18 protein-coding genes are annotated in these 12,298 nt (G+C 40.7%); 3 read left to right on the top strand and 15 right to left on the bottom strand.

Going from position 1 to position 12,298, the window contains the following annotated elements:
- Nucleotides 1–32: 32 nt before the first annotated feature.
- Nucleotides 33–914 (bottom strand): DMT family transporter, encoded by an 882-nt coding sequence (locus tag HHO47_RS09660; protein WP_211183677.1) that lies wholly within the window; start codon nt 912–914, stop codon nt 33–35.
- 245 nt (nt 915–1,159) lie between these two features.
- On the opposite strand from HHO47_RS09660, the gene HHO47_RS09665 reads away from it, so the two are divergent.
- The gene (locus HHO47_RS09665) at nt 1,160–1,543 is read left to right on the top strand and encodes an MAPEG family protein (protein WP_169020117.1); all 384 of its coding nucleotides are present in this window, start codon (nt 1,160–1,162) and stop codon (nt 1,541–1,543) included.
- A 74-nt stretch (nt 1,544–1,617) separates the two neighbouring features.
- On the opposite strand, the gene HHO47_RS09670 is transcribed toward HHO47_RS09665, so the two are convergent.
- The 14 genes from HHO47_RS09670 to lptM form a co-directional block, all read right to left on the bottom strand.
- A complete protein-coding gene (locus HHO47_RS09670) occupies nt 1,618–2,829 on the bottom strand; it encodes a M56 family metallopeptidase (protein ID WP_169020118.1) in 1,212 nt (403 codons plus the stop codon).
- Between the two features lie 9 nt (nt 2,830–2,838).
- On the bottom strand, nt 2,839–3,213 hold the full coding sequence (locus tag HHO47_RS09675) for a BlaI/MecI/CopY family transcriptional regulator (RefSeq protein ID WP_169020119.1): 375 nt from the start codon (nt 3,211–3,213) through the stop codon (nt 2,839–2,841).
- Nucleotides 3,214–3,294: 81 nt separating this feature from the next.
- Nucleotides 3,295–3,987: a pseudouridine synthase gene (locus HHO47_RS09680; protein WP_169020120.1), complete on the bottom strand. Its 693-nt coding sequence runs from the start codon at nt 3,985–3,987 to the stop codon at nt 3,295–3,297.
- 98 nt (nt 3,988–4,085) lie between these two features.
- The gene (locus HHO47_RS09685) at nt 4,086–4,328 is read right to left on the bottom strand and encodes a hypothetical protein (protein ID WP_169020121.1); all 243 of its coding nucleotides are present in this window, start codon (nt 4,326–4,328) and stop codon (nt 4,086–4,088) included.
- Between the two features lie 38 nt (nt 4,329–4,366).
- Nucleotides 4,367–4,699 carry a hypothetical protein gene (locus tag HHO47_RS09690; RefSeq protein WP_169020122.1) on the bottom strand — a complete coding sequence of 111 codons (333 nt, stop codon included), beginning with the start codon at nt 4,697–4,699 and terminating at the stop codon, nt 4,367–4,369.
- Nucleotides 4,687–4,950, bottom strand: coding sequence for a hypothetical protein (locus tag HHO47_RS09695; RefSeq protein WP_169020123.1), 264 nt, complete (start codon nt 4,948–4,950; stop codon nt 4,687–4,689). The genes HHO47_RS09690 and HHO47_RS09695 overlap by 13 nt, the downstream gene beginning before the upstream one ends.
- A gap of 71 nt (nt 4,951–5,021) precedes the next feature.
- Nucleotides 5,022–5,381, bottom strand: a complete 360-nt coding sequence (locus HHO47_RS09700; RefSeq protein WP_169020124.1) for a HopJ type III effector protein — start codon at nt 5,379–5,381, stop codon at nt 5,022–5,024.
- Nucleotides 5,382–5,389: 8 nt separating this feature from the next.
- Entirely contained in the window at nt 5,390–6,502 is a 1,113-nt protein-coding gene (locus HHO47_RS09705) for a retroviral-like aspartic protease family protein (RefSeq protein WP_169020125.1), read from the bottom strand.
- 17 nt (nt 6,503–6,519) lie between these two features.
- The gene (locus tag HHO47_RS09710; RefSeq protein WP_169020126.1) at nt 6,520–7,233 is read right to left on the bottom strand and encodes an HAD-IA family hydrolase; all 714 of its coding nucleotides are present in this window, start codon (nt 7,231–7,233) and stop codon (nt 6,520–6,522) included.
- 12 nt (nt 7,234–7,245) lie between these two features.
- Entirely contained in the window at nt 7,246–8,211 is a 966-nt protein-coding gene (locus tag HHO47_RS09715) for a tyrosine recombinase XerC (RefSeq protein ID WP_169020127.1), read from the bottom strand.
- Nucleotides 8,208–8,840 (bottom strand): DUF484 family protein, encoded by a 633-nt coding sequence (locus HHO47_RS09720; RefSeq protein WP_169020128.1) that lies wholly within the window; start codon nt 8,838–8,840, stop codon nt 8,208–8,210. Before HHO47_RS09720 ends, HHO47_RS09715 begins: the two co-directional genes overlap by 4 nt.
- Entirely contained in the window at nt 8,837–9,667 is an 831-nt protein-coding gene (gene dapF / locus HHO47_RS09725) for a diaminopimelate epimerase (RefSeq protein WP_169020129.1), read from the bottom strand. The genes HHO47_RS09720 and dapF overlap by 4 nt, the downstream gene beginning before the upstream one ends.
- Before the next feature lie 62 nt (nt 9,668–9,729).
- Nucleotides 9,730–10,983 carry a diaminopimelate decarboxylase gene (lysA, locus tag HHO47_RS09730; RefSeq protein WP_169020130.1) on the bottom strand — a complete coding sequence of 418 codons (1,254 nt, stop codon included), beginning with the start codon at nt 10,981–10,983 and terminating at the stop codon, nt 9,730–9,732.
- The gene (gene lptM, locus HHO47_RS09735) at nt 10,983–11,177 is read right to left on the bottom strand and encodes an LPS translocon maturation chaperone LptM (protein ID WP_169020131.1); all 195 of its coding nucleotides are present in this window, start codon (nt 11,175–11,177) and stop codon (nt 10,983–10,985) included. The genes lysA and lptM overlap by 1 nt, the downstream gene beginning before the upstream one ends.
- A 135-nt stretch (nt 11,178–11,312) precedes the next feature.
- Here lptM and cyaY point away from each other — a divergent pair, with 135 nt between their 5' ends.
- A complete protein-coding gene (gene cyaY / locus HHO47_RS09740; RefSeq protein WP_169020132.1) occupies nt 11,313–11,636 on the top strand; it encodes an iron donor protein CyaY in 324 nt (107 codons plus the stop codon).
- On the top strand, nt 11,633–12,289 hold the full coding sequence (locus HHO47_RS09745) for an alpha/beta hydrolase (RefSeq protein WP_169020133.1): 657 nt from the start codon (nt 11,633–11,635) through the stop codon (nt 12,287–12,289). The genes cyaY and HHO47_RS09745 overlap by 4 nt, the downstream gene beginning before the upstream one ends.
- The last annotated feature ends 9 nt before the right edge of the window (nt 12,290–12,298 follow it).

The raw sequence follows: 12,298 nt of genomic DNA on the forward strand, positions 1-12,298 counted from the left end.
AAGGCGGCCACGTTGCAGTGAGCTGCCTTTGTTTATGCGGTGGGTAACATGACCAATACAGCGGCAATTGCTATTAATACTAGTCCTGCAGTGTCTTGGCGTTTTAAAGGTTGCTTGAGCCATAAAACTGAGATCAATATTGTAAAGAACACCTCTACTTGCCCGAGGGTTTTAACATAAGCTACGTGCTGCAAGCTCATTGCACTAAACCAACCAATTGATCCTATGCAACTAAAAAAGCTCACTAAGCTGACCATTTTTTTATAGTGCCACATTTGTTTAAGCGTTTGTGGTTCTTTAACAACCAAATACGCAAATAGCATAATACTTTGCAGGCTTATCACAAACAGTAGCACCCAGGCTGCAGAGTGAGGAAATAGTAGCCCAGAATTTAAACTTGCTTCTCTTACCCATAATGAGGTGAGCGCAAAGCAAGTGCCGCATGCTAGACCTAGTAAGGCTGTTATCAAGTTAAACTGTTTAACTTTAGCAATACCACTGAGAAGTAAAACGGCAATAGCGCCTAAAAACACCCCTAACCAGCCAAGTAGACTCAGTGCTGAGCCAAAAAACAGTACGCCTAATATAGCGGCAACTAAGGCTTCACTTTTAGCAAGCCCTGTGCCTACTGCATAGTTGTTCATTTTAAATAACTTAACCATTAAGCCTGTGGCAATAATTTGCATCACACTTGCGCCAATAATAAAGCCCCAAAAAGTAACATTAAAGCTTGGCATGGCTGTTGGTTGATATTGATAAAGAGAGAGCAAGTAAATTGCTGCAATGGGACTGGCAACAATAAAGCGCGATAAGGTTACACCGGCTACGCTCATATCATTACTTAATTTACTTTGTAGCGCGTTACGCCACGCTTGCATGAAAGCAGCTAAAAAAGTGAAAAATATCCAAGTCATGGTGAGTAATACAAAAATGATTAGGCAGATAAAAGTAACAGCTTAGTTGTGCTGGTTGTAGTGAATATTTCTCAGCTGCGACAAAATGTCACAGTTTTAAAGTGTTCACTCTAAGCTATAGTGAAAATGATGTTATTGTTAGTCGCCATCGTTTAATAAACTTTGGCGGCTTTTTTATTTGGTATATTTCTATACAAGGAATGTAGCTATACTAAGTTATTGTAAAACAATAATCAGGAACAACAATGACAACTTTACTTATTTGCGCATTACTTGCTGTACTTATGCCGTATTTAGCCAAAGCACCGGTGGCATTTGCAATGAACAAGCTTGATGGTTACGACAATAAGCACCCAAGAGAGCAGCAGTCTAAGCTCACCGGATTTGGCGCAAGGGCGCTGGCGGCACATCAAAATTGTTTTGAATCATTGGCCGTGTTTGCTGTCGCGTTAGCCACCGTGTTGGGCACTAATAATGTCCACCAAGTTACTGAGCTATTAGCCATTACTTATATTATTGCTCGCGTTCTATATTGTGTTTTTTACTATCTAAATTTAGACGTACTGCGTTCTTTATCATGGCTGGTTGGTTTAGCTGCTGCAGTCGCTATGATTGTTGTGTGCTTGTAAGCTTTGTTTTTTTTAAACGCTAAAGCAAGCGGCTTAAATAAGGCGCTTGCTTTAGGGTCTTTGGTTGTTAAAATTTACTTAGCCGCAACAGTCACTTTTTCAATAAGGTCTTCTGATTTGTAATGCTTATCTATCGCGAAGTCTAGTTGCACCAATACATCTTTGAAGCCTGAATGTGAAGGCTTATATTGCCATTGCATTAATGCTTTTTTTGCCTCTTTATCGAATACTCTTTCAGGTTTGGCATTTACAACCGACACATTTTGTGTCTTTCCGGCTGGGCTAATATCGTATTTTAATACTACTGAACCGCTGATACCTTGTTCAGCTGCCTGTATCGGGTAAAGAGGCTCAATACGCATGATGGGTGAAATAGCTTGTACCTTACTTATTGCTTCTGGTTGTTTTGCGATCGCAAAGCTGCTGATCATACCCGCGGCAAAAATAAGTAGAGCGCCTTTGGCAATCATTGAGCTATTACCATTATGTTTGATTTGATTGAGTCGTTGTAACATCGTGTTTTTATCTCCATAGTGTGAATAAGCTATTAACCCTGCACGGCTATTTGCTGCACAGTTGATCAGAGCTTTACTGTATAAAATGCGTTGTTGAGTAGTTTTATTGGTCAGTACTTTTTCGTCGCACGACAGCTCTTGCAAGCGTCTAAAGCTCATGTAGCCAAGCCAAGCCAGTGGATTAAACCAAATCAGCAATGTGACCACTAATGCCAGCGCATTAAATAAATTATCGGCGCGTTTTATATGTACTTTTTCATGTTCAATGATCAGCGTTAACGCAGTGCCATCAATGTGTTGTGCATAGGCGGTTGGTAAAACCAGCTGATTACTGAATAGCCCTATAACCATTGGTGTACTAATGGCGCTACTTTGTAATAGTGGCATGTCGGGATGTGCGTCAATCAGCACTTTATCATCAAGATTGGTTAATCGTAATTGGTTGATAAACCGCATATGTACCACGGTGGCAGTTAACAGCAGTATGCTCAAGATAGCGCTATAAACTAGCGCCCAACTAATACTAATAGTTGTTGAAAAACCTTGCTTGGGGCTGATCAGCATAGTGCTAATGACGTTGTTTGGCAGCGGCTTAAAATGCTCTGGCATATTTGCTAGCAGTAATGTGATTGGTAACATTAGCCATAACTTATAGACAAAGTTTGCATTGAGCCATTTTAGTGAATAGCGTTCTAAAACCAGCAAACTGAGTATCAGTAAGCTGATTAATAGTTGCTGTTCAAGAAGCCAGTTAAAGGTGTTTTCTAACATATTAAGCCCTTACTTTTGCTGTTTTTCCCAGTCATCAATCACTTTTTTAAGTTCGTTGATGTCTTGTTGAGAAAGTTGCTCAGATTTAGCAAAGCCGCTGACTAACGGCGCGATACGGCCACTAAAAAATCGCTCAATAAAGTTTTGGCTCTCATTGAGGGTATATTCAGCACGTTCCATGCAAGGAGTGTAAATATATTGCCGGCCATCTTTTTCAAAGCTCAAAGCGCCTTTTTTAACTAACCGACCGAGCAAGGTTTTAATGGTTTTTTCGTGCCATTGTTTATCATCGCTTAAACGCTCGATAATTTGGCTCGCTGTTGCTGGGTAGCTCAACCAAAGTGCATCGAGTACTTCAAATTCTGCTTTCGATAATTCAATCATTATATGTTGCCTACAAACGTAATCTATAAATTAAGATTATACCTGTAATCATTATTTGCAACTGTTTTATGTAAAAAATAATTAATTTTTTAAAATATCGAATTTATTGATTTTAAGGTAGCTGTTTTCAGGGAGGTTGAGCGTAGCCAGATTAAGATCGCTAATTTGCTCACGATATAGATCAATCACTTTATAGCCACAGTAATGGGCCATTTTCCGGATTTGGCGATTAAGGCCTTGTTTTAAAATAATGCTGAACTGGCACTGAGCTATTTTTTCCACCGTACAGGGTAAGGTGATTTGTTTATTTACAGGAACGCCCTGAGCCATTTTTTGGCAAAAGTCGTCATCCAAAGGTTTGTCAACGGTGACTAAATAGCGTTTTGGTTGGTGGAAGTCAGGGTGGATCAGCTGATTACAAAATTCACCATCATTAGTCAGTATTAACAGACCACGAGAATCTTTATCTAGCCTGCCAATCGGGTATACGCGGGTATTTGTTGGTAGATGGTGAATTAAGCTGCTAGGGTCATGTTGATTGAGTTTACAATCAATTCCTATCGGTTTGTGATAGGCATAATAAACGCGCGTTGCTTTACCTTGTACACGCGTGTTATTGACGCGTATATCGTCGTTATCATCAACGTGATCAATATGGTTTGCTGGGCGGTTATTTACGCTCACCACACCTTCATCAATTAAACGCGAGGCTTGTTTACGAGAGCATACACCAGCGTGAGCAATGTATTTGGCAAGACGGATTTTATTGTTCATAGAAGAGTTTAGTTATTAAAGTAAAAGTACTTGGCGTTTTTTATATACTCTTACTATCACAAAATGCCGAGTTTAGTATTTTGCGATAGTGTGGGTATTTAGCGAATGATGCGGATTTTATCTTTTGACCACTTTAGTAATACATGACTACGAAACCATACTGGTTGCAGTTTGTTATAAGCTTTTTCTTTAATATCTAAAAAACCATTAGGTGTAACTTCTGCAAATGGAGTTAGTTCATTTGAATTATCAAAGAAGTAAGCTCTATAGCACAGTTTTGTCATTTCATGTAATTGCTCTAGGCTACGTTGGTAGCGGCTGAGTATTTTATCTGGTGGCACAGGATGTCCACCCGAAATAACTCGTTCATCTACACGATCTAAATTAATCTCAGGGTCATTAATACATAATAAAGATAGCTTTGAAAGCCGGATTTATTTGCTTTAGTAATGTAGTCAAGGTGGCTGTGATGACTCATTACAGATTCATAGCTATGAGAGAACCCCTTCTCTAACCAACTTTCTCGTAAGTCTTTTGATATTTTCTGTGCTTGTTTTGAGCGCTTTATAGGGTCTACAATCAAAAGGGACTTTTCAATCTCATCGGGGTTTGTATATTGCCCTAATGGTACATCGTATTTTTGACGTAACTCGTCCGTGAGTGTCGTTTTTCCAGAGCCATTTGGGCCTGCGATTAATCTTAGCCTTGGCATAAATCATCGGCTAAAGAAGGGAAGTTATTGGTCACAGCAAGACTTTTTATTCTAGTTTCGTGCCCGTCTGGTGCTACTTTCACAATGTAACCATCCTTAGCGATAGTAATACTCGCTTGATTTATTTTGGCTCTCATTCGTGCATGTGCTGTGGCAGAGCGTGCAATAGAGCTAAGCGCTTTCAGATCTATAAGTGGATCCTTTCGCGGTACTTGTGCAATACGTTTTATTTTATTTCTACTGTCAGTCATATAAATCCCCTTTTAAAGAAATTTTAAATACTAGGGTCAAATTATATACGCTTTTTTATTTTTTTGCTGCTTTATAGTTTGATTAACACATCTTCATTATCAAAACTTAAGCCTAAAAATGGGGTTACCTCCGGTGCTAACATAAATGTGCGAATGTTCATGTGATCGTGTTCATTAGGGTTGCCAAGTACATCATCACGATAAAACGTGCCAAAGCAATCTAGAGTATTTTGTTTACTTAGTTGGTTCAGTTTAGCAAAAGCAAAAATTTTACATGAGCCATTATTTTCACCAGCGGCACTTTTTAAGCCATGGTTATTGAATGCGCAGGCTGTAAAAGTATAGTTTGCTTCAATCACAGCCATCGTATCGGCAAATGCAATGGTGTGTGGCTCATTAGCCAAGTGGCTTAAAAAATCGTTGAGTGTCATAGTAATCCTTATTTAGCTAACTCTAGCTGATTAGTTTGTTGATTAATATTAAATTTAAACAACTGTAAAAAATTCATCCCGAGTAATCCATAGCCACTATGGTTATCAATTACTAACACTTCAAAGTTTTCAATGTGTTGCTGGCCAATTAAAATTGAATCAAGTTGGTAACGTTTTGCGATTACTTGGCCGTTGGCGGTATTGATGTTTAAGCTATCAATATAGTTGGGTATTGGCCGTAATGCTTGAAATACGTTATTTGGTAATACGGTAAAGCTTGCCCCTGTATCTATCATTAGTTGGGTGTTGAGTGCATCGTTGATTTGCATATCTAATAAATAGTGGGCACCGTATGGATGTAATGGTACTAGATCAATACCATTTTGCGCTTGTGCTATGCGTGTTTGTAATTCAGTAAGCTGTGCTTGTAATGAATGTTCCACAGGAAAACGTTCTAATGTTGCTTGCGCGCTTAGCAGATCACCAAGATGGTAATACGCATTAGCGAGTGCGAATAAGTAATTAGGATTTTCGTTATCATAATCAAGCCACACTAAGGTTTGATTAATGGTTTTTTGCCACGCGTGCTGCTCTGTAAGCGTTTTTATTTGTGCGATGGTCAATTGTATTAAACGCATATTAATGGCTGCTTGCTGGCTTTCATTGGCAAGTGATTGCAATGAGAGTAATGCAACAATAGCTTGATGAACCTGTTGGTTTTTCATTAAACGTTCGGCATCAAGCTGCAACATATTTATATCGTATGGGTAGCTATTTAAAAATAATTGCAAAAAAGTCTCAGTAACTGTGAGCTCATTATTTTTTAACCAGTTATCGAGTTTATCTAACCATAAAAAGTAAAGTTGTTCAGCATGTAATGGCTGGCTTGTAGTTAATGCTTGGTAGCTGGCTAAGGCAGCCGTAAACTGTCGCTGATTAAATTGCTGTAGGGCTTGCTGGTAGAGTGATTGCTGGTTGTTTTCAACGCTAACAGATGGCGGCAATTTAACAGCTGCTTGCGGGGCTATTGCTTGCTGTTGTGGCCACAATAAATAGCCATTAAGTGACACTGATAACAGTAGCAGCAGCGTGATCAGTTTAGTAACAGTAGTCCCTTTCATTGCTCGCCCCTAGAGTATTATGGCTGGCTTAAAAAGTGTTTAAGCGCTTGAATATCAGTTATTTCAATATCGGCTAAGCCTTTGTAGGCATATTTAGCTGGTTGGTCATTTAACCAAAGTGACTGACAACCCGCATTATGCGCACCTTGTACATCGGTGTCTAAACTATCGCCGATGTGCAAAATATGCCGGGTTGGTACGCCAAGCGTGGCGGCGGCCTGTTCAAACATTGTGGTATGAGGTTTGGCTTTACCGTGAATACCTGCTTGTAAAACCAGTTCAAATACACCCTTTAAGTTAAAACGTTCAATTTCTACATTACCATTAGTAATAGCAATTAAGCGATAGCGTTTACTCAGTTGTGAAAGTAAATCGAGCACTTTATTAGTCACCACAATTTGGCTGCGGGCATCAGTAAATGCTTGGTAAGCATTATTGACATGGCGTTCGAGCTCTGTGTTTTTATAACCGAGCTTTGCCAGTGCTGTTCGCAGAGTGCTTTTGCGCCATTGCGTAACATTATCGACTAACTCGGGGTTATCAAGTAGCGTCTGCTCGCGGCATTGTTGCCAATAGTCTTTCCCTTGTGCTTGCCAGTTTGGCAGTGCATTGAGATAATTTGTCTGTGCTTGAACGGCTGCTGTAATTATCGGATGGTTATTGTATAAGGTGTCGTCTAAGTCAAAACTCAGTACGGAAAAAGGTGAAATGGCGCGATTAAAGCGGATCATATAAGCTCCTTGCTAGTCGGTTTTTGAGCGTTTTTTAGCGCGAGGGTGCGTGTTGTCATACACTTTAGCTAAATGCTGAAAATCTAAATGGGTATACACTTGAGTGGCCGATAAACTGCTGTGACCCAATAACTCTTGTACTGCTCGCAAGTCACCTGATGATTCTAAAATATGTGATGCAAATGAATGACGTAATTTATGTGGATGTACTTGGCTGCTAATACCTTGTTTTATTCCCCACTCTTGCATGCGTAGCCGTACGTGACGTGTTGAAATACGGCACTTTTTGCTACTGACAAATACTGCAATTTCTTCTGGATGAGCAAATTGAGGGCGTAGTTTAAGCCATTTATTTAATGATTCTAGCGCCTTGCCTCCCACTGGTAACAGACGCTCTTTGTTGCCCTTACCGCGAACTAATATTTCCCCCGCACTGCGATTTATATCTTGTAGGTTAGCACCAACTAACTCACTAATGCGCAAGCCAGATGAATACATTAGCTCCATCATTGCTTGATCGCGAATAGCTAGGGGATCATCGTCGTGAATATCAAGTAATCGTGCCATTTGGTCTACATCAAGGTTTTTAGGCAGGGGTTTGGCAAACTTGGGGCCTTTGATTGCTTCAGCCGGATTATGATAATGACTGTGTTGATTGACATCTTTGGTTTTTAAAAATTTATACAAACTGCGAATGCAGCTGAGCTTTAAACTAATTGTACGGCCACTTAGTTGTTTGCTTCTAAGCTGCATGCTGTAACGGCGTATATGCTCACCCTGTACGTTTGACCAGTTATCACAAAGCTTACTGAAATATAATGCGGCAAAGCCAAGTTGGCTAGTATATTGAATTATGGTGTGTGGTGAGTATTGTTTCTCAAATTTAAGGTAGTCACTAAATTCTTGAATAGGCGTACGCCATGCATCGCTTAACTGCTCGTAAAGTTCATCTATATCAGGCGGGAGCTGCTCGCTCATGCAAATTCCTGTTCTAACTCCAGCAGCCTAAGTTGTAATGAGTGTACAAACTCAAGCACAAATAAGCTGTCTTTTGCTGGTTCGAAATGATTAGGATCTTTACTACCAAATGCCAAAATAGCGATAGGGTGATGACTGTTACCAATTAAATAGAGCGCAGTTGATTGTGTAGCAGCGCTGAACAGTAAATCTCGCTCTTGCTGATTTACGCGACCCAGATAAACGCCATTATGCTCTAAGCGGTGTTCAATTAGTTGTGCAAACTTTTTATCATACTTCAGCAAGTGGCATTCATTAATCGCCGGATTAGTACAAATAATATTGCGTAAGTTTATTGCTAAAGTTTTAAAATCGTAGTTAGTCCAAAGTTGGCGATGACACTCGCTGAACAAGCTATAAATTAGCTCATTTTCTTTTGCGTGCTTAATTAAGTTGTCAATTTTGCTTTTCAACATGGTGTTGTGTTCACGCAATTGACGCTGTTGAATGTGCACTAATGAGGTCGCGCCTTGCGCTTGCTGCAGCTCAAGTTGGGCTAATAGTGCTGGATTTTGAGCTAAAAACAAGGGGTTTTGTTGTAAAAACTCACTCACTTGCGCACTAGTTACTTTGTTATTTGAGTTACTCATAAAGCAACTTGCCCATCAAATACATGCTCGGCAGGGCCGGTCATGCGTACTGGGTGGCCTTCACCTTGCCAGCGAATTTGCAAACTACCTCCCGGTAAATCGACCAGTACTGTGGTGGATAATTTACTTTGAATTTGGCCAATTACCATTGCTGCACATGCACCTGTACCGCAGGCGAGCGTTTCGTTAACGCCACGTTCCCAAACTCGCAGTTTAATATGTTCAGAATTGATCACTTGCATAAAGCCTACGTTAACGTGCTGTGGAAAACGTTCATGGTTTTCAAGTAGTGGGCCTAAAGTGCTAACGTCAGCGGTCTCTATATCATCAACTTCAAGTACACAATGTGGATTACCCATTGATACCGCGCCACTAAATACCGTGTGCTCTGCTGCGCGAATAATATAAGTCAGTTCACGCTTAGTCGCTTTGAGTGGGATTTTGCTTGGTTCGAAATTAGGGTGGCCCATGTTCACGGTGACTTGGCCATCTTTTTCGATGTATAAGGTTAAATTACCTGATTTGGTAGATACGGTGACTTTATGTTTATTAGTAAGGCCTTTCATCCGTACAAAACGGGCAAAACAGCGAGCACCATTGCCGCATTGTTCTACTTCGTTACCGTCAGCATTAAAGATACGATAATGGAAATCAAGATCGGGAGAATAAGGCGCTTCAACCATCAATAGTTGGTCAAAGCCGATGCCGAAATGGCGATCTGCCAGTTTTTTTATTTGGTCTCGTGATAAGAAAACGTTTTGTGTAATGTTATCAATCACAACAAAATCGTTGCCTAGGCCGTGCATTTTGGAAAAATTAACTAACATAGCGCTCTAATTCGGGTTGCTCTGCGCTAATCATGCCACAGAGCAGCCTGGTTACAAAAAGTTTATGGTAAAATTTTCTCACCTTGCCACAGACTTTCAACCGTTTCACGGGCGCGGATCAAATGACTCTGCTCGCCATCAACCATAATCTCCGCCACGCGAGGGCGAGAATTATAATTTGAGCTCATAGTAAAGCCGTACGCACCAGCGCTGCGCTGGGCAAGTAAATCACCTTGTTGTAAGGCTAACAGGCGATCTTTACCTAAAAAATCACCGGTTTCACACACCGGACCGACAATATCAAAGTTGTATGTGGGCGTGTCGTCATTACGCGGTGTTACTGGCACAATGTTCTGCCATGCTTGGTATAAAGCAGGGCGCAACATATCGTTCATACCGGCATCAACGATTGCAAAAAACTTATCTTGGTTTTGTTTTATAAACTCAACCTTAGTAACCAAAATACCCGCATTGGCAGCAATCGCACGGCCCGGTTCAAAAATCAGCTCTAGGTGTTGATAATCAGTTAAACGATCGGTGATATGTGCTACATATTCACTTGGATGCGGTGGCGCTTCGCCGTTGTATGGTACACCTAAACCGCCGCCAATATCTAAGTGGCTGAGTTCAATACCGTTGGCTTTTAAATCATCAATTAGAGCCAGTACTTTGTCTAGTGCTTCAAGGAATGGTTTGATCTCAGTCAGCTGTGAGCCAATGTGACAATCAACGCCGGTGATTTTTAAACCAGGCAATGATGCAGCATATTGATAAACACTCGTCGCAGTCAAAATATCGATACCGAATTTGTTTTCTTTTAAACCCGTTGAAATATACGGATGGGTTTTCGCATCAATATCAGGATTAACCCGAATCGAAATCGGTGCGACTAAATTAAGTTCGTTGGCAACATGTGAAATACGATCTAGCTCTGAGACAGACTCAACATTAAAACATTTAATCCCGAGCTTGAGTGCGAAAGCTATTTCGTCAGCTGTTTTAGCAACCCCAGAAAAAACCACTTTGCTAGCGTCGCCACCGGCTGTAATGACGCGGGCAAGCTCACCTTTAGAAACAATATCAAAACCAGAGCCTAAGCGTGCCAATACGTTTAAAACAGCAATGTTTGAATTGGCTTTTACAGCATAGCAAACTAAGTTTTTATGGTTGGTCGCTGCCTGTGCAAAGGCAAGGTAATGGCGTTCAAAAGTTTTGCGAGAATATATATAACAAGGCGTTCCGTATTGTGCAGCGAGCTCCTTGACAGTGATATCTTCAGCATGCAGCTGATTATTTTTATAGTCAAAAAAGTCCATTATTGGTCCTGTTTTGATTCAGTTGTTGATGACTGCGTTTGCGCAACTGGCGTTGTTACTTGTTGTGGTTTATTTGGCTCGGCTTTATCTTCTGGTAAATACAGTGGCCCGCTTTGGCCACAGCCAGCCAAAGTGATGAGTAGTACACCAAGTGAGGAAAGTCGTTTTAATTGTTTAAGATGCATCTCTTTCATTAGATTAATCGTGTTGCTGGCTTTATAATCGCAGATTAACAGAATATCTAAAAAATGCAGCTATTCGCGGATGAATTTATTCCTGTTACACTTAGCTACAAGCAAATTAATCCTACTGCCGTAAAGGAAATAATAATGACTGATCATGAATACCATCAATTAGCCGAAGCACTTATGTTCACTATTGAAGAGCAAGTGGATGACTGTGATGCTGACTTAGACTATGAATCTGCCCAAGGTATTTTGGAAATTATTTTTGTAGATCGCAGTAAAATTGTGATTAATAAGCAAGCGCCTTTGCACCAAGTATGGGTTGCAACTAAATTTAATGGTCACCATTTTGAATTGCGTGGCGATAAGTGGATTGATAATCGCTCGGGCGCAGAATTTTGGCAGTTTATGAATGAAGCAACAACACGCCAAGCTGGCCAAACGGTCGAATGGCAATCAGAGCTATGAGTTTAGCATTTGTAGAGTACCCGGCAAAGGGCGAGCACAAAGCAACGATTATTTGGTTACATGGCTTAGGCGATTCAGGTGATGGATTTTTACCTGTCGCATCGCAGCTTGCATTGCCTGGCGAATTAGGTGTGCGGTTTGTGTTCCCACATGCGCCAGTGCAACCGGTCACTATTAATGGTGGTATGGCAATGCGTTCTTGGTATGATATTAAATCTATGGAGTTAGATAAGCGTGCCGATGAAATTGGGGTACGCGAATCTGCGGCTAAAATTGAACAGTTGATAGAGCAAGAGTTGGGCAAAGGTATTCCTGCAGATAAAATAATATTGGCTGGTTTTTCTCAAGGTGGCGTTATTGCGCTTCATTTAGCACCGCGTTTAACTCAAAGGTTGGCAGGTGTAATGGCGCTTTCGACCTATATGTGTGTGCCTGATAAGTTAACTGCTGAAGCTAAACAGGCAGATTTGTCGGTATTTATGGCTCATGGTAGCCAAGATCAGGTAGTACCTTATGAAGCCGGTCGTCATGCGTTTGACATACTGACAACGCATAACATGGATGTAAGTTGGCAAGAATACCCAATGGGCCATCAGGTTTGCGGGGAAGAACTAGCGGCTATTCGTCAATGGTTAATTGCTCGCTTAAATTAATAGTGTTGA

The sequence above is a fragment of the Pseudoalteromonas arctica genome (assembly GCF_012927645.1).
In the GTDB taxonomy this organism is placed as follows: domain Bacteria; phylum Pseudomonadota; class Gammaproteobacteria; order Enterobacterales; family Alteromonadaceae; genus Pseudoalteromonas; species Pseudoalteromonas arctica_A.

Bases quoted from the DNA above. Each gene is read 5' to 3' on its own strand.
- HHO47_RS09660 (WP_211183677.1), bottom strand. From the start codon at position 914: ATGACTTGGATATTTTTCACTTTTTTAGCTGCTTTCATGCAAGCGTGG.
- HHO47_RS09665 (WP_169020117.1), top strand. From the start codon at position 1,160: ATGACAACTTTACTTATTTGCGCATTACTTGCTGTACTTATGCCGTAT.
- HHO47_RS09670 (WP_169020118.1), bottom strand. From the start codon at position 2,829: ATGTTAGAAAACACCTTTAACTGGCTTCTTGAACAGCAACTATTAATC.
- HHO47_RS09675 (WP_169020119.1), bottom strand. From the start codon at position 3,213: ATGATTGAATTATCGAAAGCAGAATTTGAAGTACTCGATGCACTTTGG.
- HHO47_RS09680 (WP_169020120.1), bottom strand. From the start codon at position 3,987: ATGAACAATAAAATCCGTCTTGCCAAATACATTGCTCACGCTGGTGTA.
- HHO47_RS09690 (WP_169020122.1), bottom strand. From the start codon at position 4,699: ATGCCAAGGCTAAGATTAATCGCAGGCCCAAATGGCTCTGGAAAAACG.
- HHO47_RS09695 (WP_169020123.1), bottom strand. From the start codon at position 4,950: ATGACTGACAGTAGAAATAAAATAAAACGTATTGCACAAGTACCGCGA.
- HHO47_RS09700 (WP_169020124.1), bottom strand. From the start codon at position 5,381: ATGACACTCAACGATTTTTTAAGCCACTTGGCTAATGAGCCACACACC.
- HHO47_RS09705 (WP_169020125.1), bottom strand. From the start codon at position 6,502: ATGAAAGGGACTACTGTTACTAAACTGATCACGCTGCTGCTACTGTTA.
- HHO47_RS09710 (WP_169020126.1), bottom strand. From the start codon at position 7,233: ATGATCCGCTTTAATCGCGCCATTTCACCTTTTTCCGTACTGAGTTTT.
- HHO47_RS09715 (WP_169020127.1), bottom strand. From the start codon at position 8,211: ATGAGCGAGCAGCTCCCGCCTGATATAGATGAACTTTACGAGCAGTTA.
- HHO47_RS09720 (WP_169020128.1), bottom strand. From the start codon at position 8,840: ATGAGTAACTCAAATAACAAAGTAACTAGTGCGCAAGTGAGTGAGTTT.
- dapF (WP_169020129.1), bottom strand. From the start codon at position 9,667: ATGTTAGTTAATTTTTCCAAAATGCACGGCCTAGGCAACGATTTTGTT.
- lysA (WP_169020130.1), bottom strand. From the start codon at position 10,983: ATGGACTTTTTTGACTATAAAAATAATCAGCTGCATGCTGAAGATATC.
- lptM (WP_169020131.1), bottom strand. From the start codon at position 11,177: ATGAAAGAGATGCATCTTAAACAATTAAAACGACTTTCCTCACTTGGT.
- cyaY (WP_169020132.1), top strand. From the start codon at position 11,313: ATGACTGATCATGAATACCATCAATTAGCCGAAGCACTTATGTTCACT.
- HHO47_RS09745 (WP_169020133.1), top strand. From the start codon at position 11,633: ATGAGTTTAGCATTTGTAGAGTACCCGGCAAAGGGCGAGCACAAAGCA.